Origin of the sequence: Rhizobium pantanalense (assembly GCF_030182525.1) — a bacterium.
Taxonomy (GTDB): Bacteria; Pseudomonadota; Alphaproteobacteria; order Rhizobiales; family Rhizobiaceae; genus Rhizobium.
The window spans coordinates 223,779-243,020 of sequence record NZ_JAQJCH010000006.1 but is presented as its reverse complement, the minus strand read 5'-3'; the positions used below and the strand labels follow the sequence as shown (position 1 = coordinate 243,020).

At 60.1% G+C, this 19,242-nt stretch carries 21 protein-coding genes; 8 read left to right on the top strand and 13 right to left on the bottom strand.

What is annotated here, in order from left to right; genetic code table 11:
* Positions 1-8 precede the first annotated feature (8 nt).
* The 8 genes from PH558_RS17130 to PH558_RS17095 form a co-directional block, all read right to left on the bottom strand.
* Positions 9-1,997 carry a heme lyase CcmF/NrfE family subunit gene (locus tag PH558_RS17130; protein ID WP_285205701.1) on the bottom strand — a complete coding sequence of 663 codons (1,989 nt, stop codon included), beginning with the start codon at positions 1,995-1,997 and terminating at the stop codon, positions 9-11.
* A complete protein-coding gene (gene ccmE / locus PH558_RS17125; protein ID WP_174174013.1) occupies positions 1,994-2,443 on the bottom strand; it encodes a cytochrome c maturation protein CcmE in 450 nt (149 codons plus the stop codon). The genes PH558_RS17130 and ccmE overlap by 4 nt, the downstream gene beginning before the upstream one ends.
* The gene (gene ccmI / locus PH558_RS17120) at positions 2,440-3,582 is read right to left on the bottom strand and encodes a c-type cytochrome biogenesis protein CcmI (protein ID WP_285205700.1); all 1,143 of its coding nucleotides are present in this window, start codon (positions 3,580-3,582) and stop codon (positions 2,440-2,442) included. The genes ccmE and ccmI overlap by 4 nt, the downstream gene beginning before the upstream one ends.
* Positions 3,583-3,677: 95 nt before the next feature.
* The gene (locus PH558_RS17115) at positions 3,678-4,109 is read right to left on the bottom strand and encodes a hypothetical protein (RefSeq protein ID WP_285205699.1); all 432 of its coding nucleotides are present in this window, start codon (positions 4,107-4,109) and stop codon (positions 3,678-3,680) included.
* 91 nt (positions 4,110-4,200) lie between these two features.
* On the bottom strand, positions 4,201-5,595 hold the full coding sequence (locus tag PH558_RS17110) for a sensor histidine kinase (RefSeq protein ID WP_285205698.1): 1,395 nt from the start codon (positions 5,593-5,595) through the stop codon (positions 4,201-4,203).
* Positions 5,585-6,256: a response regulator transcription factor gene (locus tag PH558_RS17105; RefSeq protein WP_015339225.1), complete on the bottom strand. Its 672-nt coding sequence runs from the start codon at positions 6,254-6,256 to the stop codon at positions 5,585-5,587. The genes PH558_RS17110 and PH558_RS17105 overlap by 11 nt, the downstream gene beginning before the upstream one ends.
* A gap of 123 nt (positions 6,257-6,379) precedes the next feature.
* Positions 6,380-6,634 carry a hypothetical protein gene (locus tag PH558_RS17100; RefSeq protein WP_113229446.1) on the bottom strand — a complete coding sequence of 85 codons (255 nt, stop codon included), beginning with the start codon at positions 6,632-6,634 and terminating at the stop codon, positions 6,380-6,382.
* A gap of 562 nt (positions 6,635-7,196) precedes the next feature.
* Positions 7,197-7,505: a Dabb family protein gene (locus tag PH558_RS17095; RefSeq protein WP_285205697.1), complete on the bottom strand. Its 309-nt coding sequence runs from the start codon at positions 7,503-7,505 to the stop codon at positions 7,197-7,199.
* 153 nt (positions 7,506-7,658) lie between these two features.
* Here PH558_RS17095 and PH558_RS17090 point away from each other — a divergent pair, with 153 nt between their 5' ends.
* The gene (locus tag PH558_RS17090; RefSeq protein ID WP_285205695.1) at positions 7,659-7,988 is read left to right on the top strand and encodes an MmcQ/YjbR family DNA-binding protein; all 330 of its coding nucleotides are present in this window, start codon (positions 7,659-7,661) and stop codon (positions 7,986-7,988) included.
* Here the strand turns inward: PH558_RS17090 and PH558_RS17085 are convergent.
* A complete protein-coding gene (locus PH558_RS17085; protein ID WP_285205693.1) occupies positions 7,966-8,454 on the bottom strand; it encodes a YcgN family cysteine cluster protein in 489 nt (162 codons plus the stop codon). The genes PH558_RS17090 and PH558_RS17085 overlap by 23 nt on opposite strands.
* Positions 8,455-8,617: 163 nt before the next feature.
* On the opposite strand from PH558_RS17085, the gene PH558_RS17080 reads away from it, so the two are divergent.
* From PH558_RS17080 to PH558_RS17070, 3 genes are all read left to right on the top strand, one after another.
* Positions 8,618-10,837 carry a transglycosylase domain-containing protein gene (locus PH558_RS17080; RefSeq protein ID WP_285205692.1) on the top strand — a complete coding sequence of 740 codons (2,220 nt, stop codon included), beginning with the start codon at positions 8,618-8,620 and terminating at the stop codon, positions 10,835-10,837.
* Between the two features lie 210 nt (positions 10,838-11,047).
* On the top strand, positions 11,048-11,635 hold the full coding sequence (locus tag PH558_RS17075) for a DUF1214 domain-containing protein (RefSeq protein WP_285205691.1): 588 nt from the start codon (positions 11,048-11,050) through the stop codon (positions 11,633-11,635).
* Positions 11,628-12,176 (top strand): DUF1254 domain-containing protein, encoded by a 549-nt coding sequence (locus PH558_RS17070; protein WP_285205690.1) that lies wholly within the window; start codon positions 11,628-11,630, stop codon positions 12,174-12,176. Before PH558_RS17075 ends, PH558_RS17070 begins: the two co-directional genes overlap by 8 nt.
* A 182-nt stretch (positions 12,177-12,358) precedes the next feature.
* On the opposite strand, the gene PH558_RS17065 is transcribed toward PH558_RS17070, so the two are convergent.
* Complete coding sequence (locus PH558_RS17065) at positions 12,359-12,526, bottom strand: hypothetical protein (protein ID WP_167078219.1); 168 nt, start codon at positions 12,524-12,526, stop codon at positions 12,359-12,361.
* A 526-nt stretch (positions 12,527-13,052) separates the two neighbouring features.
* Between PH558_RS17065 and PH558_RS17060 the strand changes: the two genes are divergently transcribed.
* The gene (locus PH558_RS17060) at positions 13,053-13,259 is read left to right on the top strand and encodes a hypothetical protein (RefSeq protein WP_285205688.1); all 207 of its coding nucleotides are present in this window, start codon (positions 13,053-13,055) and stop codon (positions 13,257-13,259) included.
* A gap of 442 nt (positions 13,260-13,701) precedes the next feature.
* Positions 13,702-14,709 carry a DUF2336 domain-containing protein gene (locus PH558_RS17055; protein WP_174718590.1) on the top strand — a complete coding sequence of 336 codons (1,008 nt, stop codon included), beginning with the start codon at positions 13,702-13,704 and terminating at the stop codon, positions 14,707-14,709.
* 7 nt (positions 14,710-14,716) lie between these two features.
* Here the strand turns inward: PH558_RS17055 and PH558_RS17050 are convergent, their stop codons facing one another.
* The 3 genes from PH558_RS17050 to PH558_RS17040 all read right to left on the bottom strand — a co-directional run bounded on the left by PH558_RS17050 (position 14,717) and on the right by PH558_RS17040 (position 17,712).
* Complete coding sequence (locus PH558_RS17050; protein WP_069616307.1) at positions 14,717-15,076, bottom strand: DUF1491 family protein; 360 nt, start codon at positions 15,074-15,076, stop codon at positions 14,717-14,719.
* Between the two features lie 97 nt (positions 15,077-15,173).
* Positions 15,174-16,187: a peptidoglycan-binding domain-containing protein gene (locus PH558_RS17045; RefSeq protein ID WP_095434297.1), complete on the bottom strand. Its 1,014-nt coding sequence runs from the start codon at positions 16,185-16,187 to the stop codon at positions 15,174-15,176.
* A complete protein-coding gene (locus tag PH558_RS17040; protein ID WP_285205687.1) occupies positions 16,159-17,712 on the bottom strand; it encodes a sensor histidine kinase in 1,554 nt (517 codons plus the stop codon). The genes PH558_RS17045 and PH558_RS17040 overlap by 29 nt, the downstream gene beginning before the upstream one ends.
* A gap of 452 nt (positions 17,713-18,164) precedes the next feature.
* Here PH558_RS17040 and PH558_RS17035 point away from each other — a divergent pair, with 452 nt between their 5' ends.
* Positions 18,165-18,629, top strand: coding sequence for a DUF5330 domain-containing protein (locus PH558_RS17035; protein ID WP_095434295.1), 465 nt, complete (start codon positions 18,165-18,167; stop codon positions 18,627-18,629).
* A 126-nt stretch (positions 18,630-18,755) separates the two neighbouring features.
* Positions 18,756-19,178 carry a SufE family protein gene (locus tag PH558_RS17030; protein WP_092710230.1) on the top strand — a complete coding sequence of 141 codons (423 nt, stop codon included), beginning with the start codon at positions 18,756-18,758 and terminating at the stop codon, positions 19,176-19,178.
* The last annotated feature ends 64 nt before the right edge of the window (positions 19,179-19,242 follow it).

The window sequence follows — 19,242 nt, the reverse complement described above, 5'->3', positions numbered from 1 at the left end:
ATAGCTGTTCATTCTGCCGGCTCCATCGCCGGGCGAACCGGTTTCGCCTTGCGGCTCGGTGCACCGACGCGCAGCCGGCGGTCGCTGAGCGATACGAAGCCGCCGATCGCCATGACCAACGCGCCCATCCAGATGCAAAGAATGAACGGCTTCCACCAAATGCGCACGACCATGCCGCCATCCTTGCTGGCATCGCCGACCGACACATAGAGCTGGTTGAGGCCGAGCGTGAGAATGCCGGATTCGGTGGTCGCCGTGCGGCTCGCGGTGAAGACGCGCTTCGAGGAAGACATCTGGGCAAAAGCAACCCCGCCACGGCTGACGGTGAAGTGGGCGCGATCCTCGGTGAAATTGGGGCCGACGCCCGGCTGCACTCCATCGAAGCGCAAGCTGTAGCCGCCAAGCTCGGCGATCTCGCCCGGCTTCATGCTGGTGATGTGTTCTCCCTCGAAAGTCGTCACAGCGACGATGCCGAGTACGGTGATACCAAGGCCGGCATGGGCCAATGCGGTGCCAAAAGCCGACCGAGGCAGCCCGCTCAGGCGACGCCAGGCGACGCCAGCCGCCACTTTACCGACGCCGGCACGATACCAGAGATCGGCCAAGGCGCCGAAGACCAGGAAGAAGCCGGCTGCGAGGCCGAGAGCAGCCAGTACGGGGCCGCCGTGCTCCACATAGAACAGGACAAGGCCGGCCAGGAACGCCAGACCAGCGATGACGTAGAGCCTCTGCAGCGCACCAAGCAGATCGCCGCGCTTCCAAGCGAACAACGGGCCGAAGGGCATGGCAACGAGGATCGGCGTCATCAACAGCCCGAACGTCATGTTGAAGAAGGGCGGGCCGACGGAAATCTTGTCGCCGGTCAGCGTTTCAAGCGCCAGCGGATAGAGCGTGCCGGTCAACACCGAACCGCAGGCGACCGTGAGGATCAGGTTGTTCAGCACCAACGCGCCCTCGCGCGAGATTGGCGCGAACAATCCGCCGGCAGCAAGCTTCGGTGCACGCAGCGCGAAAAGCGACAAGGCTCCGCCGATGAAGATCAGAAGAATGCAGAGAATGAAAATGCCGCGCGTCGGATCGCTGGCAAAGGAATGCACCGAAGTCAGCACGCCGGACCGGACGAGGAAAGTACCGAGCAGCGACAGCGAGAAGGTGAGGATCGCCAGCAGCACCGTCCATATCTTCAGGGCGTCGCGCTTTTCCATGACCAGTGCCGAATGCAGCAGTGCCGTGCCGGCAAGCCAGGGCATGAAGGAAGCATTTTCCACCGGATCCCAGAACCACCAGCCGCCCCAGCCGAGCTCGTAATAGGCCCAATAAGAACCCATGGCGATGCCGAGCGTCAGGAAACTCCAGGCGGCGAGCGTCCAGGGCCGGACCCAGCGCGCCCAGGCGGCATCGATGCGACCTTCCAGAAGGGCCGCTACGGCAAAGGAGAAGCAGACAGAGAAGCCGACATAGCCGAGATAGAGCAAGGGGGGATGGATCGCCAAACCGATATCCTGGAGGACGGGATTGAGATCCTTGCCCTCCGCCGGCGCCGGGTTGAGCCGAATAAAAGGATTGGAGGTGAGCAGAATGAAGACGAGGAAGGCCGAGGAGATCCACGACTGCACAGCCAGCACATTGGCGCGCAGCACATCGGGCAGATTGCGGCCGAAGAGCGCGACGAGCGCACTGAAGAGTGCCAGGATCAGGAGCCAGAGCATCATCGATCCCTCGTGATTGCCCCAGACGCCAGAGATCTTGAAGATCAGCGGCATCAGCGAATGGGAGTTGGCCCAGACGTTGAGGACGGAGAAATCGGAGGCGACATAGGCATAGGTCAGCACGCCGAAGGAGAAGGCAACCAGCAGAAACATGACGATGGAGCCGACCGGGGCGATATTCATCATCGACACGTCACCGCGCCGGGCGCCGACGACAGGCAGGATGGAGACGATCAGCGCGGTCGCGAGCGCCAGCACCAGGGCATAGTGTCCGAGCTCGATGATCATTGGCTGGCCTCCTCGCCTTTCCACACGCCATCAGCCTTCAGCTTGTCGGCGACCTGCTTCGGCATGTAGCGCTCATCATGCTTGGCGAGTACGCTGTCGGCAACGAAAACGTCGCTGCCTGGCTCAAACTTGCCTTCGGTGACGACGCCCTGTCCTTCGCGGAACAGATCCGGCAGGATGCCGTCATATTTGACCTTGATCGTATCGGTGCCGTCGGTGACCGAGAATTGAACCTGAGTTCCCTGACCGCGCACGATCGAGCCCTCCCCGACAAGCCCGCCGAGGCGGATCAGCGTGCCGGCATTGACCGGCGTCTTGGCGAGATCGGCCGGCATGTAGAAATAGGCGACCGACTGGCTGAAGGCGAAGAGGACGAGCAGCACGGCAACAGCGATGAAACCCATACCGCCGGCGATCACAGCCAGTCGTTTCTGCTTGCGGGTCATTGCTGCGTCTCCTCCGTCGGCAATCCCAATTCCTTCGCCAGCGCCAAAAGCTGCTGGCCCTCCCCTCCATTGGCCGGAAAGGCCGCGAGACCGCGCTTCAACGCATCCGCTGCGCGTTCCCGATCATTCAGCACCGCATAGGAGCGGATCAACCGCATCCAGCCCTCGAAATTCTTCGGATCCTGCTTGAGCTTGGCATCGAGGCTGTCGACCATACCGCGGATCATCTGCTGGCGATCGCCGCTGCTCAGCGCATTGGCCGCAGCGATATCCTCCGCGGTCGGATTGCCGGGTGCCTTGTCGTTCGCCGATGCCGTCGGCTGGCCACCATTCTTGACGATGTGTTGGTCAACGACAGCAAGCCAGGGCGCATCAGGCGGCGATTGCTTGGCGAGAGCCTCGAAGGCGGTCTTTGCATCTTCAGCTTTGCCCTCCTGCTCCAGTGCCAGCGCCAGATAGAAAAGCGTGCGCGGATTGGCGGCATCGAGCGCTAGGGATTGCTGCAGCACGTCGCGCGCCTCCGCCGTCACGATGCCATTGGCCTTCACGACCAGCACCTCGCCCAGATCGCCAAGCCGGGTCGCGTTCGGCCCCAGCAGGCGGATCACGTTGCGATAGGCAAGCTCAGCATCGCCGATACGGTTGGTCTTAAAATAGATCGGTGCCAGGACCTCCCAGCCCTTGGCATCATCCGGATTCTTGGCCAGATGCTGCTCGATCTTGACGATCGAAATGGCGAGATCGTTTCCCGGCTTCTCCAGCCGCGCTTCCAGCGGCTGCGCCGGCAGGCCGGGATCGCCATTGACGAGATAAAGACAGAGACCAACGGCCGGAAGAAGGACGATGATGAAGGCCTGGGCAAGACGATAGCTGCCATGCGCAGGCGATTTAGCTATCGTCTTCTCATCCTTGGCAGCAGCGATGAGGCGCCGTCCGATTTCGGCGCGGGCATAGCCGGCCTCCTGCGCGGAGATGAGGCCGCCGGCAAGATCGCGCTCCAATTCACGAAGCTGATCGCGATAGACCTCGGCCTCTCCGGAACGACAGTCCTCCGCCTCCTTTGCACCACGCAGAAGAGGATAAAGCAGCACAGCGCCGACAACCGCCGTAAGAACGGCCACGAGAATCCAGAACAGCATAGACGCCCAATACTTTAACGGGGCGCTTATTCCAACCGGGAAAGGCCATCTGACGAAGATTTGAGGCGTTTGGCCGCGCCTTTCAGTGCAGACGCTTATTCAAGCGGCGTCCAGGTGCCGTCGTCATTGCGGCAGGCCGCGCCCCTCGCGGTCGTCGGCTTGCCGTCGACCGTGACGGTATGCGTATATTGCCGGCAATTCTGCGAGCCGACCTGATAGGGTGCCGCGGGGACAACCTCGCCACTTGCATTCCTGCCCTTCCATGCCACAGGCTGGCCAAGAGGCGAGGTCTCGAGCGCGCGATATTCCGCTTCCAGCGCACGCTGCTTGTCGTTGTCGCTGAGCTTGATACCAGTGCGCTCGACGATACCACCATCAAGGGCATTGATGAAGGTTGCGGAGGCCGGTGGCTTCGCAGACGAAAACAAGCTCTTGCCGCCTCCCAGACCGCTCGTCGTGGAGCAACCTGAAAGCGCAACCGCTGTGAAAAGAGAGGGGGCAATTAGAAAAAAGGTACGAAGCTTCATACAACCGAACCAGTATCAAAAAGCAAAACCATAGGTACTGCGCTGCGGCATCATCATGACCCACAACGCCTTTTTGGCATCATGCCGTTCTTCACGCAACATCCTTCGTCAAGCCCGGCAAAATTAGGCTCGCGCGAAGCCCGCCCCAGCTGCCCCGGGAGAGCTCGAAACGGCCTTGATATTCGTTGGTGATCTCGCTGACGATCGATAGGCCGAGACCGGTGCCGGGCTTGCTCTCGTCCAGCCTGCGCCCGCGTTTCATGGCTTCGCGGATCTGATCTGGTTCGAGACCGGGGCCGTCGTCCTCAACCACCAGTTCCACCCAATGGCGCCGCGCCGGATCGATGCCCTTGACTTCCGCCGGCGCCTCGTTTGCAACCAGACGCACCTTGTGTTCGGCAAAGCGGGCGGCATTTTCGAGGAGATTGCCGACCGTCTCCTCCAGATCCTGCTGCTCCATGGCGAGCGCCAGATTGGGCGAGACGGAGAGTTCGAACTCCTTGTCGGCGTTCAGCCGCCGCATGACGCGGACCAGCCGCTCCAGCGCCGGCTCGGCCTCGGTGCGCGCCAGCACGGATTCGCGCTGAGCCGCGATGCGGGCACGATTGAGATAGGATTGCACCTGACCCTGCATCGCCTCGGCCTGGTTCTTTACCAGATCGCCATGCGAGCGCTCCAGGACACGGGATTCATTCAGAAGAACCGCAATCGGCGTTTTCAGCGAGTGCGCGAGATTGCCGACCTGCATGCGGGCGCGCTCGACAATACGCCGGTTGCTGTCGATCAGCGCATTGATCTCATTGGCAAGCGGCAGGATCTCGCGCGGGAAATCGCCTTGCAAACGCTCGCTCTCGCCGGCGCGGATGCGCTCCAGCGCCGCGCGCGCCTTATCGAGCGGTTTCAGACCGTAGAGAATGGCGAGCGCATTGACGATCAGGCTGCCGACGCCGAAGCCGACGAGTGCAAAGTAGAGGCTGTGCGAGAAATTGCGGACATCATCCTCGACCACAGCGACATTGCCGGTGACGCGAAACCGAGCCGCATGGTCCGTATCGAACTGGATTTCCGTTTCCGCCACCTGCACGCGGTTTCCGAAGGCGTCGGTGACGATATAATAGCGCTCGTAATTCTTATCGAAAGGCGCTTCCAGCACGGATAGAACCGGCAGGTTCGACGCGCCGAGCGACGACGAAACCAAAGGGGTTGATGTATATGTGCCGAGCGGCTCGACTATCCAATACCAGCCGGTTTTCGGCTGTGAGAAACGGAGGTCTCCAAGCTGCGGACTGCCTGACAGCGCACCCTGATCACCAATCGTCACAGAATTGATGACGTTATAGAGCTGGGCGCGCAATAGGTCCTGAAAGCCGCGCTCGGCGTTCTTGCGGTAGATATCGGAGATGACAAGGCCGATCACCACCAGCGCCACAGCGGACCAAAGCGTGGTCAGCAGCAGGACGCGAGCGGTGAGCGACTTAATTCGCATTGGTCGGAGCTTGGATTCTGTAACCAAGGCCGCGAACCGTTTCGATCAGGTCGACCCCCATCTTCTTCCGAAGGCGTCCGACAAACACTTCAATCGTATTGGAATCCCGGTCGAAATCCTGATCATACATGTGCTCGACCAGCTCGGTGCGGGAGACGACCTCGCCCTTATGATGCATGAGATAGGCAAGCAGCCGGTATTCATGAGATGTAAGCTTGAGCGGCTTGCCGTCTACGGTCGCTTTCGAGCTCTTGGTGTCGAGCCGCACCGGGCCGCAAACGATTTCCGAAGAGGCGTGACCCGCGGCGCGGCGGATGAGCGCGCGGATGCGGGCAAGCACTTCCTCGACATGGAAAGGCTTGGCGACGTAATCGTCCGCACCGGCATCGATGCCCGCCACCTTGTCGCTCCAGCGATCACGGGCGGTCAAGAGGAGCACCGGCACCGTGCGTCCGGCACCGCGCCATTTTTCAAGCACGGTGATACCATCCATTTCAGGCAAGCCGATATCGAGGATGATCGCATCATAAGGTTCGGTATCGCCGAGGAAATGCCCCTCTTCGCCATCAAAGGCCGTATCGACCACATAACCCGCCTCCTTCAAGGCTTCGGCAAGCTGGCGGTTCAAGTTGATATCGTCTTCGACTATGAGAATGCGCATCTCTGAATCCAATTTCCCCGGTTCGAGAAACAGTACTGTAAATCACGCTGCAGTGGAATCACTGAAACACTAAGATTTTGTGTGAGATTCAACGCTTTAGGTTGATGCAGATATGCCTTGGCATCACATCGGCACCTTCATCGTCACCTTGCGCGGGCGCTGGCCGTTGCCCTGCACGAGAACGGTGATGATGCAGCTGTCGCCGGAAGGTTGTGCCGAAAGAAGCTGGCCGCCGGTCTTGGCGACGACCTCCTCGGCTGCCTCACTGCAATCGCTGTTGGCGCGCGCGACCAGGGTCGACGTCGGCGCTGGCGCCGGCAGAACAGACGAGCCGGCCAGGACGAGGGCCGCTGCTGCCATGCTTGAAAATGAGGCCATGCTTCGGACTTCCCACAGGGATATGAACTTGGCCGATTATTTACCCAAACACGTCTGAATGGCAAATGAATGGGCTGTAATTTTCGGTCCACCGGGCGCAAGGGGCCTCGGACTGATGCACTAAGGCTTTGAAATTATTCAAAGTGAATCCGCTGCAACGTGACAACGGCAACCGTTTGTCGCTCCACAGCGCGGCGCCGATACAATCTATCGGCGATATGCGTGAATCGATGCATGCCCGCGCTCGCGGGCACCACACCCGGAGCCGCAGGCTTAGCCATTTTTAATCATTCTCGCTTATCATCGGTTCATGTGGGCGAGATGACAGCGCCCTCTCGTGGCCAATGCAACTGGCCTGGAGACGCCTGATCGACATAAGGCGTGGCGATTTCCTTGAGTCCTTTGAATCGCTTGCCGCGATTTCCTCTCAAGTTGAGTCCGGAGCTTCAAAAGTTGATTCAAGAACCTCAAGCCGACAATCCGGTTGCCGACAATCCGATTCCGCTGGCGTGCTCAATCCATTGAAAGACTGGCGGGAACGGTTCTGCCCCGGGCCAGACGTTCAGAAAGGCTCGCGGACGGCCGTCGCCGTCTCGTAGTCTGCCGCAATGCGCATTTCGCGCAGCGGACGAACGCGCTCGATGGAGCGCTGATAGTTCGGATGGGCCTTGTAAGCCGCCAATGCCGCCTCGTCGTCGAATTCGCCATAAACCACGAGATCGACTTCGGTTCCGAGCTGATCGGTCTTGGCGTTCGTGCCGATCTCCAAAAGCCGCGCGTGCGGAATGGCCGTGAGGATCGAGAGGCCGGAGCGGACCTCCTCAAGCTTGACGCGATCGGGAACGGTGAAGAAGACGATATGACGGATCACGCGGCGGCTCCTTATGCATATGCGAGGGCACGGGCGCGATACCATGTGGGCAGGCTCAATTCAATGAACTCACCATTTCGTCGCGGAACCGTTTGGTCGCACCCTTTTCAAGCTTCCATTTACTGCATGGAAGGACATGATAGTGTCGCGGCCATGACCGACGAGGAACTCGCAAACCTCGCCCTCGGCTTGCCTGAAACGGCGGAGGGCTCACATTTCGGCACCCGTGACTTTCGCGTGCGGGGCAAAATCTTCATGACACTTCGGGGACCAGACTTTTGCGTCGTCAAGCTGACGCCCGACCAACAACAGATGGCTTCGGCCGTCACGCCAAGGCATGTCGCCGCTGCGCCCGGCAGCTGGGGCCTGAAGGGGTGGACGCGACTTTTCCATCGCGATGCCGGGAACGAGGAGATCAAAAGGCTCTTGCGCCAGGCTTGGCGAAACGTGGCGCCGAAATCTATGGCTTTGCCGGAGGATTAGGCATCATGTCATCCTCGACGGTCAGCGGCCAGTCGACGACATAATCCTCGAAATCGTCAAGATCGACATCGTTCTCGCTGACGGTGCGCCCTTGGGCGGAAACACCGGCGATATGCACTGTTTCCGGATCGCCCGAGATCAGCGGATGCCACCAATAGAGATCGCGGCCGTCATTGACGAGGCGGTAGGCGCAGGTGGGCGGCAGCCACTCCAGCTCCGGCACTTTCTCCGGCGTCAGCTGCACGCAATCGGGCACGAAATCCCAGCGATTGGGGTAGCTGGTGCAACGACAGCTTTCGCCATCCATCAGCTTGCAGCGGATCGAGGTGAAATAGACGTCGCCGCTATCCCACTCCTCGAGCTTGTTGAGACAACAGAGGCCACAGCCGTCGCAAAGGCTTTCCCATTCCGACGAAGTCATCTCCGTCAGGGTCTTGCTTTTCCAGAAAGGTATCTCGTCTGTCATCGTCGTCGTCCTCGCCACCCGAGAGGAATTCGGGCTGCGGCATGCATGTCTCTTGTTCTTTTCTCTAAATCAACCAATTATTCAATTAGCCGTTCTATGAGATAATGGGCTTTGCGTGTGTCACAAGGAGACATGCGGCAGTAATGTGGTCGGGAAGTAGAGCGTGGAAGACCCATCCAATCCAGAAAACGGGCCGAAGATGGAGCCCGAGTCGCCTAGGGATAACGGGGCCGAGAAGCCGCGGCGTCGCAAGCGCTATTTCTTTTTGCGCCTCGATTCATGGATCGACTCCACTTTGTGGAATGCCGGCTTCGGTCTCGCCGAGGCATGGGAGGAGATCACCATCTTCTTCCGCCGCTTCCGCGTTCGCGGCTGGAAACGCATTCTTTTCGAACTGCTCGGTGAAGGCTTGACGCTGGGGACGGCCGGCTCCGTGGTCATGTTGATGCTTGCCATGCCGGCCTTCGAAGCCACACAGGGCGACTGGCGCAACCGCGGCAATTTCGCCGTCACCTTTCTCGACCGCTACGGCAATGTCATCGGCCATCGCGGCATCATTCACGAGAATTCGGTGCCGGTCGACCAGCTGCCGGATTATTTCATCAAGGCGGTACTGGCAACCGAGGACCGCCGCTTCTTCGACCATTTCGGTATCGATGTGATCGGCCTGTTCCGCGCGGTTACCGTCAATGCGCAGGCCGGCGGCGTCGTCCAGGGCGGCTCGACGCTGACGCAACAGCTTGCCAAGAACATCTTCCTCAGCAACGAGCGCTCCATCGAACGCAAGGTCAAGGAAGCCTTCCTGGCGATCTGGCTCGAGGCCAATCTCTCCAAGAAGGAGATCCTGAGCCTCTATCTCGACCGCACCTATATGGGCGGCGGCACCTTTGGCGCAGCGGCGGCGGCGCAATTCTATTTCGGCAAGAGCATCACCGACGTCAATCTGGCGGAAGCCGCGATGCTCGCCGGCCTCTTCAAGGCACCGGCGAAATATGCGCCGCATGTCAATCTGCCAGCGGCGCGTGCGCGGGCCAATGACGTGCTGTCCAACCTCGTGCAGAGCGGGCTGATGACCGAGGGACAGGTTGTCGCCGCGCGGCGCAATCCGGCTTCGGTGGTCGACCGCGCCCAGATCGAATCCCCGGACTATTTCCTCGATTGGGCCTTCGATGAGGTGCAGCGGCTTGCTACGCGGTTCCCCGAACGCTCGCTGATCGTGCGCACCACCATCGATATGGGGCTGCAGAAGGCGGCGGAGGATTCGGTTCAATCCAGTCTGATGGAGTTCGGCGAGCGCTATAAGGCCAAACAGGGCGCTTCCGTCGTTATCGAAAACGGCGGCGCGGTACGCGCCATGGTCGGCGGCAGTGACTACGGCGAAAGCCAGTTCAACCGCGCGACCAAGGCGCTGCGCCAGCCGGGTTCATCCTTCAAGATCTATACCTACTCGGTCGCGATGGAAAACGGCATGACGCCGACGTCCACCATCGTCGATGCGCCGATCAGCTGGGGCAACTGGAGCCCGCATAATTACGAGAACCGCTACGAAGGCAAGGTGACGCTCACCCAGGCGCTGACGCAATCGATCAACACCATCCCCGTGCGGCTCGCCAAGGAGAAATTCGGCATTCAGCCGATCCGCAACATGGCCAAGGCCATGGGCGTGGAAACGCCGATCCGCAACGACAAGACGATTCCGATCGGCACATCGGAAGTGACCGTTCTCGACCAGGCGACGGCCTATGCGGTCTTCCCGGCCAACGGCATGCAGTCGCGCCGTCACGGTATCGAGCAGATCACCGGCTATGACGGCAAGGTGCTCTACGATTTCAGCCACGACGAACAGCCGGCCAAGCGCGTCCTCAGCGAAAAGGCCACGTCCTACATGAACCAAATGCTGACGCAGGTTCCGGTGATCGGTACCGGCCGCAAGGCAGCCCTCGACAACGGCATCGTGGTGGGCGGCAAGACCGGCACCACGCAGGCCTATCGCGACGCCTGGTTCATCGGCTTTACCGGCAACTACACCTGCGCCGTCTGGTTCGGGAATGACGACTATACCTCCACCAACAACATGACGGGCGGCACCCTGCCGGCCATGACTTTCAAGAAGATCATGGATTACGCCAATCAGGGCATCGTACTGAAGCCGATCCCGGGAATCACCAACCCCTTCCCTGTACAGAAGCCACAAACCGTCGCCGCCAAGAAGCCCGCCGACCCAGCCAGTGGCGGCCTGCCGCCGCTGGTGCGTCCACGCTCGCTTTCGGTGGACTCCACGAATATCCTGCGCGATATCGGGGAAAGGCTGAAGGCGGCAACACCGCTCGGGGCACAAAAGGTGGCGACGGCGGAGCATCGCAGCACGACGGCGCCGGAGTGATCAACTCCCCCTGAAAATGCACCGCGCCGCAGATGACGACGGCGAACCTGCCGTCGAACCTCAGGACGGAAGCCGGTATTTTGGATGGCCGCTGCCGTTCCCAATCTTCGTCATTGTTCTCACGACAGCCGTAAATAGTGGCTTGCCCTTCCCCCTACCGCCAGAATCAGGAATAAATCGACACTGATTTGTCACGAGGACGATCCCAGGGTGTTCCGAGTTCCCCTTCTTGTTGCGCTTTCGCTTGTCATCGCCTTTGGCGGCGGTATCGTGTTCACGCTTCTGGCGCTTGATGCCACCTCCGGCTTCGGCGCGATCAAGCTTGGCGCCTGGCAGGCGTTCCCTGAAATGCAGACGGCGGATGCCGACCCTTATGCGAAATCGCATCGAGCACGCGCAGGGCGTTTGCTGTACGGCACAGCCGAAGGGCTGGTGTTTACCGCCTCCGACGATGACACCAAAGCGCGGCTGACCGCAAATTGCACCTACCGCATCAGCGGCCAGACGCCGCCGGCAAGGCTTTGGACCCTCTTCATCGCCGGCAATGACGGCCGGCCGATCGAAGACGCTGCCGGCCGCCCTTCCACCATCAATTCCTGGGTGGTGCTGCGCAAGCCGGATTCGACCTTCAACATCACCGTTTCATCCTCGGCCCAGGCGGGCAACTGGCTCGCCTTGCCCCCGTCCGGCAATTTCCGCCTGGTATGGACGCTTCTGGATTCGCCGGCGGCCAGCAATTCCGGCCTGATCGATCTTGGCATGCCGAAACTCGAGAAGATCGGGTGCGGCAATGTTTAGATTCGTCTTCGCGATCCTGACCGGCCTATTCGGCGCGGTGCTGCTGCATATCATCATCATTCTGTCGCTGCCGCATTTCTCCGACCGGGATGCCTATACGCGCGTGTCGGACGAGGGCGACGAGAACCATTTCTACATGCTCGACAACAAGGACGACGATGCGGGGCTTTCCAATACCGATCCCTATATCCGCACGGCCGTCTGCGCCTTCGACATCGAGGATACGCCCGTTCATCTGACCGCGAAGGGCAAGGTGCCGTTCTGGTCGCTTGCCATCTATGACGCGGCATCCAACGAAGTGTTCAGCATGAGCGACCGCACATCGGTCGGCGGAGCGCTCGATTTGCTGCTTGCATCGCCTGTCCAGCTGACTGGCATACGCAAGGCGCTACCGCCCGCCCTTGCCCAATCGATCCTGGTGGAAGTGCCGCGAGCTCAAGGCTATGCGGTGCTGCGCACCATGGCACCGCAAGCAAGTTTCGACGATGCGGCGCAAGAATTTCTCTCCCAGGCCGGCTGCGAGGAATTCGACAATGGCTGATATCTTTAGGGCTGATATCTTTGGAGGCTGAAATCTTGGGCTGAAACCCTGGATCGAGAGTTATGCGGCTGAATCTGGCGGACCGTGGCGAGCTGCGCCTGCAAGCGCTATCCGACTGGATTGCGGCGGCAACTGGCAGGGCGCGCGCGAACACGCCATGTGCTCGCATATATTGAAGCGCTTTACTTTCCCTTTGCCCGCTTCGGCCCCGTCCCAGGGCGATGCGTTGGGGTATCAAGATGCTCGTAACGTACGCCGGTGAACAACAGTATCTTTGCCTCCACCGGCTCTTTCTGGGCGCGCGGCGGCAGGCGCAATCGCCAGTCCGAAAGAGATATGATCTTTGCCATTCTCGTCTCCATTAACGTCTCGAGACGGATGAACCTGCGACTTAATTTCACCCTGCCCGCCACTAAAGCGGGCTAGCGCTCCCCTCCATTCCAGCCTTTGTCTTTGGCCTTCAATGGAGGCATTCGCGCCTTCTCACGGCATTTCCCTTACACCGTGGCATGAGCACACCGATTTTCGGCTCCCATGCTGTCTTTACACTCGACCACATTCTGCCACTGGCTGCTTTCAATCGGAATTCAGACATATCGCAGTTAACAGAATGCTAATTCTCGTCGCTCGTCACTCTCGGCATCACTCGTCATGCTCTATTAACGCGGTGAAGGCAGCTTTGGTTTCATCCGCCGTTGAAAAATTGCGGAACGCGTGTTCGCCATTAAATCACGCAATATCATGTACTTAATTAAACAGATGACCCGGCAGGCAAATGGAAAGCGCGAATGCCACGTTGCAGAAAAGCGTCACACAAATATTATTTGCGCTCACGAAAAATTAACGTAATGTAAGGTCGTAATTCGAGGGCAATCAATGTTTGCGGCGGGCAGTTCCGTCTTTTCACCGGAGGATGTCACCGTCCTGCGCGATGCGCTGGATGGGTGGTGCCTGGAAAAGCGGATCGATATTAAAAGTACGGAAGCCCAGTTCGCGGCCACGGCGGCAATCGGCCTTTTTCAATCCGGCTATAACACCTCGGAAAAGCTGCTCGCAGCCTTGCGCGAGCATAAGGGCATCTGAAGAATCCCATCTGCATCAAGAGGCCGGACCTTCGCTTTTGCAGTGGGTGGCTTCGCTTTTGACTATCTCCACAACCGAGGCACTCATAGGTTGAATTTGCCTGCGGGCACCTATGCCCTGAAAGGTTTTCCACAGACCCGCTTGTGCCCCAAACTGCCGTCCATGCGGACAAAATGCGGCTGCACTCCTCGCGCAAGCTTAACGCGCAATTTTTATTCGGATTTTAATAAAGTTTTCACGAACCATTAACCCTGCCGGCCTTAGTCTTTCGCGAAAGCCAGATAAGGACGACCGTGTCCAGACCCGTTTCGACAGTCATCATCGAGGATGCCCTCTTTATCGAAAGAGTCGTCCCGTTCGACTGGAGTGAAGTAAAGCGGAAGCCATGGTCGACCTTCGGGCTCCCTGCTTTTTTGTTCGGCGTATCAGTGTGGGTGTTGGCGTGCGTGATCGGTTTAGAGACCTTGAAGAGCCTGCGACTGTCCGCAAAAAGGACGTGGTTCTGATGGCGACGATCACCAGCTTCGAAGGCATGGGCCATCCATCCAAATCGGAACTTCGCCAGTTCGCCGAGCTTTTCACCCCCGTTTTCCAGGCATCTTCGGACGAGGCGAAGCGGCAAGCGGTTGCCGCCCTCTCCCAATGTGAAACCGTGCCCCAAGCCGTTGCACTGTTCATCGGCTGTCAGCCGATCCCAATTGCCGCTCCGTTCCTTACGAGTTCGCAGGCGATCGACGACGATACACTCATCACCATCGCACGCACGCAAGGGGCCGCCCATGCGCGGGCGATCGTCCGCCGCTCCTCGCTCTCTCCCAAGGTCATCGACGCGCTCGTCGGCCTGCATCAGGCCGAACCGGAACGCGGCATGACAGTGCCGGAACAGCCGGCCGCCGTCGCTTCATCCCAAGCCGAGACAACAGAAACCGAACGGCAATCGCGCGAAGAAATCCTGCGCCAGCAGATCAAACAGGCTGCGCGCCATCTCAACCGCGATGACAGCGACCGGCTCGGTCTGCGTAGCCTTAGCGAGACGCAGGAAGCTCTGCTCGTCCGCTTTGCCCGTGAGCGCGATGCGGTGCAATTCGCAACGACGCTCGCCGATGCCCTCTCCTCCAGCTACTGGCTTGCTGAACGCATCCTGCTCGACACTTCGGGGCAACAGCTCGCCGTCACGCTCGTCAGCCTCGGCATGGGCATCGCCGATGCCGTCTACTCGCTGGAGCGCTTCTATCCGCATCTGGCCGAACGGCATGGCAGCGTCAGTCGGGCATGGCTGGTGCTCGATGATATCGACCAGGAGGAGAGCCAGGCACGCGTCGAAGCATGGCGCCGCGCCGACAGCTATACCTATCTGCCGCAGGAAAAGCCGGCGCAGCGTCCTGCAGCGCCGTTGTTCGGGGCAAAATCAGGTCCTCTCCGCGAATTGCGTGTGGCAAACCGTCGGTAAAAGCGGCTCAATCCAGCGGATTGGCGCGGAAACCGGCTAATGGGACGATATCGGCGATATCGTCCGTTTCCAGTTCGACGATCCATAAATCAGGATCGAATTTCAGCTCGCGATCAAGGGTTTCGCGGATTTCCTGCGGCTCCTTCCGCTCGATGCGGATCTCGAAGAGCCGCGTACCGCTCTCCTCCTCATCGAACAGGCTCTGCGGTGCCGGCGCATAGAGGGTCTCCGATCCGTCGCGGAAGCGTTGACGGATGAAGATCGCGCCCGCCTGCTCTTCACCCTTGTGCTCGACAGCGGCAAAATCGCCACGGGCAAACAAGCGGCGGACAAGAGCGGAAACAAAGATGTCGCTGCGCAATCTCATGTCGCAGCTATAACGGTGCATGCCCGCCAAGGCAATTGAAGCCGCCCTACAGCGCGTAGTCGTATCAGGTTGACGACAGAGGCTTGTACCGCGGGCTTCAGAGCGCGCCGATATCCTGCAGCTTCTTGAGGACCGCCATGTTCGGTTCCCCGGTCTCCGGCAGGCGATAGTGCTTCTGGAAGCGGCGGATCGCTGCCTTCGTCTGCTCTCCGGCTACGCCGTCGATGCTGACATTGCTGTAGGCGATATTGCTCAGGCCCTTTTGGATCTGCATGACCATATTGACCTTGTTGACCGCATCGCTCGGCGTTGCTTTGGCGACGACAGCACCGGTCCGGATGTTCTTCTCAGCATTCTGAATGGCGGCGGCAACCGGGTCGATCGCATCCGCCGTGGCGGAAACGTTGACGGGGCGCTCGGCGGGGACGGCCGCCGCCGCATTCGCTCTGCCACCGGCCGGCTGTGCAGCGGCGGCATTGCTGGCCCTGAGAGCGGCCAGAAGCTCCGGTGTCGGCGTGCCGGTTTGCGGAAGACCAGACGCCTCCTGGAAGAAGAGGATGGCCGATGTCGTGCGCGATCCCGGCTTTCCATCGGCTGCGCCATCATAGAGGCCGTGACGGATGAGTTCGGCCTGTACATCGGCAATCAGTTTCGACGGCGCGCTGGACGACTGTGCTGTTGAGGGTGCCGTGGCGGAATCGGAAGCCGAATCCTGCCTTTCTATCCGAAAAGTGGTGACGTTGCCGGCGTCGGCCTGCTGCGCGTGCAGAAAGGATTTGCGGCCGGGGATCTGGTAGGGAGACGCGGGATCGCGGGTGCGCAATATGGGCGATGGATGCGCGCCCGTCTGATACCAGAGCGCATTGGCGGTGACGAAGCCAAAAACCCCGAAGAAAAGCGCCATGCCGCCGGCAATGGCGGGATGACGGCCCACTGCACTGCCGATCAGAGCGGCGAGCGCGCCCGCACCGCGAAGGCCAAGGCCGCCCAGCGCGGTGCTGCCGCGCAGGCTCAGGCTGCCAAGGGCAACCGCACCACGGGAGGCCAGGCCGGGCTGCTTGCGCTTGCCCCTTCCTCGTCCCTTAGGCGATTTTCGCTTTTGCGGGGCCATTCATCAGTTCCTTGTTTCGCCCTTCATCTATCTCCACAGTATGTTTCAGGCGCGGCGGAAAATCGACAGGACGATTAACATCCACAGGCTGCTGCATCGTCACGGCGCCGGAACCATCGAACGGAATGAGGATGGTAATGACCGTGCCCTCGCCCGGCGCGCTGGCAATCGAGAAGTTTCCGCCGTGCAGGCCGACGAGGCCCTTGACCAGCGAGAGGCCGAGGCCGGTACCGGCGTAACGGCGGGTATAGTCGTTCTGGATCTGCACAAAGGGCTGGCCGAGCGATGCCAGGCGCTCGCTGGCAATGCCGATGCCCGTATCGCCGATCGACAGCTTCAACATGCCATCAGCCAAAGCAGCATCGATGGTGATCGCACCGCCGGCATCGGTAAACTTGATGGCGTTGCCGATGAGATTGATGAGGATCTGCTGGATCGCCCGCTGGTCGGCGACGATCTCGCCGAGGCCCCGCTGGATGCGGCTTGTCAGCGTCAGTCCCTTTTCCTTCGCCTGCAGCCCGAGCATTGCTTCGCATGTCGCAATGGTGTCCTCGATCGCGAAGGATTCTAGCATCAGCTCATAACGGCCAGCCTCGATCTTGCTCATGTCGAGCATGGTATTGACGACCGACAGAAGATGCGCACCCGACTGACGGATCAAGCCGACATATTCACGCTGGCGATCGTTTTCCAGCTTGCCGAAATACTCGCCGCTCAGAATATCGGAAAAGCCGAGGATCGCATTGAGCGGGGTACGCAGCTCATGGCTGACGGCAGCCAGGAAGCGCGACTTGGCATCATTGGCCGATTCCGCCTCAGCCGCCTTGCGCGCCGCATCCTCGCGGAGCTGCTGGTCCTGAGAGATATCGCGCAGCTGGCTGACGATTGCCGTCAGACGCCCTTCGGCATCGCGACGCGCGGTCAGTTCCATCCGCGCATGGACGAACTGGTCATCCCCACCGACAACTGTCGACCGTTCCAGTCGCAAGTCGGCGCTATGGGCATCCCTTCCCTGGCGCAGTACATCGATCGCCTGCAGGAAGACGATTCTGTCTGAGACGTGGATCTGCTCGACGAAGCCACGCCCGGTGGGGTCGCGCATCCAGCACAGAAATTCCGCACGATCGCGGCCACCGACTGTGGTCACATTGCCCTGAGGGTCGAGTAACAGGACGAGGCCGAAGGCCGACTCCAGCATCAGATCGCGGTGCTCGACGACGACGGCCTCTGCCGGACGGAGGGCAGGCCGCTGACGCGACAGCGCGATGCTGCCCACGGCCGAAAAGAGGAAGGCAGCGCAGACCGTGGCCACACCGGCAGGCAGCGCCACGGCCGGGCTGGTGACGAGGGAAAGACCGGCCGGAACGGCAAAGAGCGCGACGGAAGAAGCAAGCGCAAGCCGGCGCAGGATCGCCAGTTCCTGCCCACGAACTTCGCCATCCCCGCTCGTCCGGGAGAGCCAGCTTCGGCCTACCCGGTCCACGAGGGCTACAGTCCCGACAGAAATGTCACTCAATACGCGCACACTAGAACCCGTTAAAACGGTCACTTATCGGACTGCACAATAGGCCCCGCCGACTTAAGGAAAGAATAAAGAAGGAACGCTGAGGACGGCCGAAAAGGGGCCAAAATCCCGTTTTGACGCAGAATGAGGGACCTTTGTTTTTTGTGGTTAACAGCGGGTAAGCAACGGATTTTATTCGTATTTCCGCCCCACGTTAACTTTTGCGGCAAAGCTTGCATCCGCAAACCCCTGCATATCAGGCGGATAGGGCGAGACATGCTTAACAGCAATCGCTACAATTTGAACCAAATGCTGGTCAAAGCCGGAAAGCTAAAATTTGAATCAAAATTGCAGAAAATGCTGCCAAGTTTTGAAAAGCGCTGTTGTCCTCTGCCAGATAGGGTTCGAACCAGATCGGACGGGCAAGTCCGAATCGGCGATCGAGCCGAACGACAGAGAGGTTGGGCTAGGCGATGTGGTTTCTGATTAGAGCAGGGTTCTGGTTTTCGCTGGTTCTCATGTTCCTGCCAATCTTTGCAAAGCCCGAGGGTGCGCCGCGGCCGGCAGGTGAAGCGACGCTGCAGGTTTCCGATGCGATTTCGGCGGCATCGGGCGTCGTTCAATATGTCGGCGCTATGTGCAACGAGAAGCCGGATGTCTGTGCCAAGGGCGGCGAAACGCTGACGGCGCTCGGCTATCAGGTCGGCGACGGCGCTCGCGTCGCCTATGACATGCTCGGCCGTCACTTCAAGGATCAAGCCGCAAATCCGCAGGCGGCTGCCGCAACGGCTCACACAGGTACCGATCAGGTTGCCGCCATGGCGCAGCCGATGCCGGCCAAGCGCATCACGGGTGCAGAAACGGCCGACGTCGTCGTTACCGGCACGGTCAAGCTGCCGTCCTCCATTCCACTGCCGATGCCGCGCCCCCATATCTGACATTCTTCCATTGGCCCCAACTTCAGCGCCGCCGCCCTATGGTCGGTGGCGTTCTTTGTCGTCCCGGGTTCAAATCGGGCACCGTTTCGCCTATATCCAAGACAATGGACAATCTGGACTGCTGCAATGACACCGCTTGAGAAGATCATCGAAGACTTTTCCTTCCTGGACGAATGGGAGGATCGCTACCGCTTTGTGATCGAGCTCGGCAAGGCGCTGCCCGACCTGCCGGAGGAAAAGCGGACGCTGGAAAATAAGGTGCAGGGCTGCGCGAGCCAAGTCTGGCTCGTCACGCATGCATCCGGCGATCCGGACAATCCGATATTGACCTTTGAAGGCGATTCAGACGCTCATATCGTGCGCGGGCTGGTGGCGATCGTGCTTGCCACCTATTCCGGCAAGCCAGCTTCGGAAATCGCGGCTCTCGACGCACTCGATGTCTTCGGGAAGATCGGGCTGGTGGAGCATCTCTCCTCGCAGCGCGCCAACGGATTGCGCTCGATGATCAAACGCATTCGCGAAGAGGCTCGTGTCAGGGCCGCGGCATAGGCCGCTCCTGCAGCCAACATGGGGATGCAGCCAACATGGGGATAACCCGGCCCAAAAGCCGGGT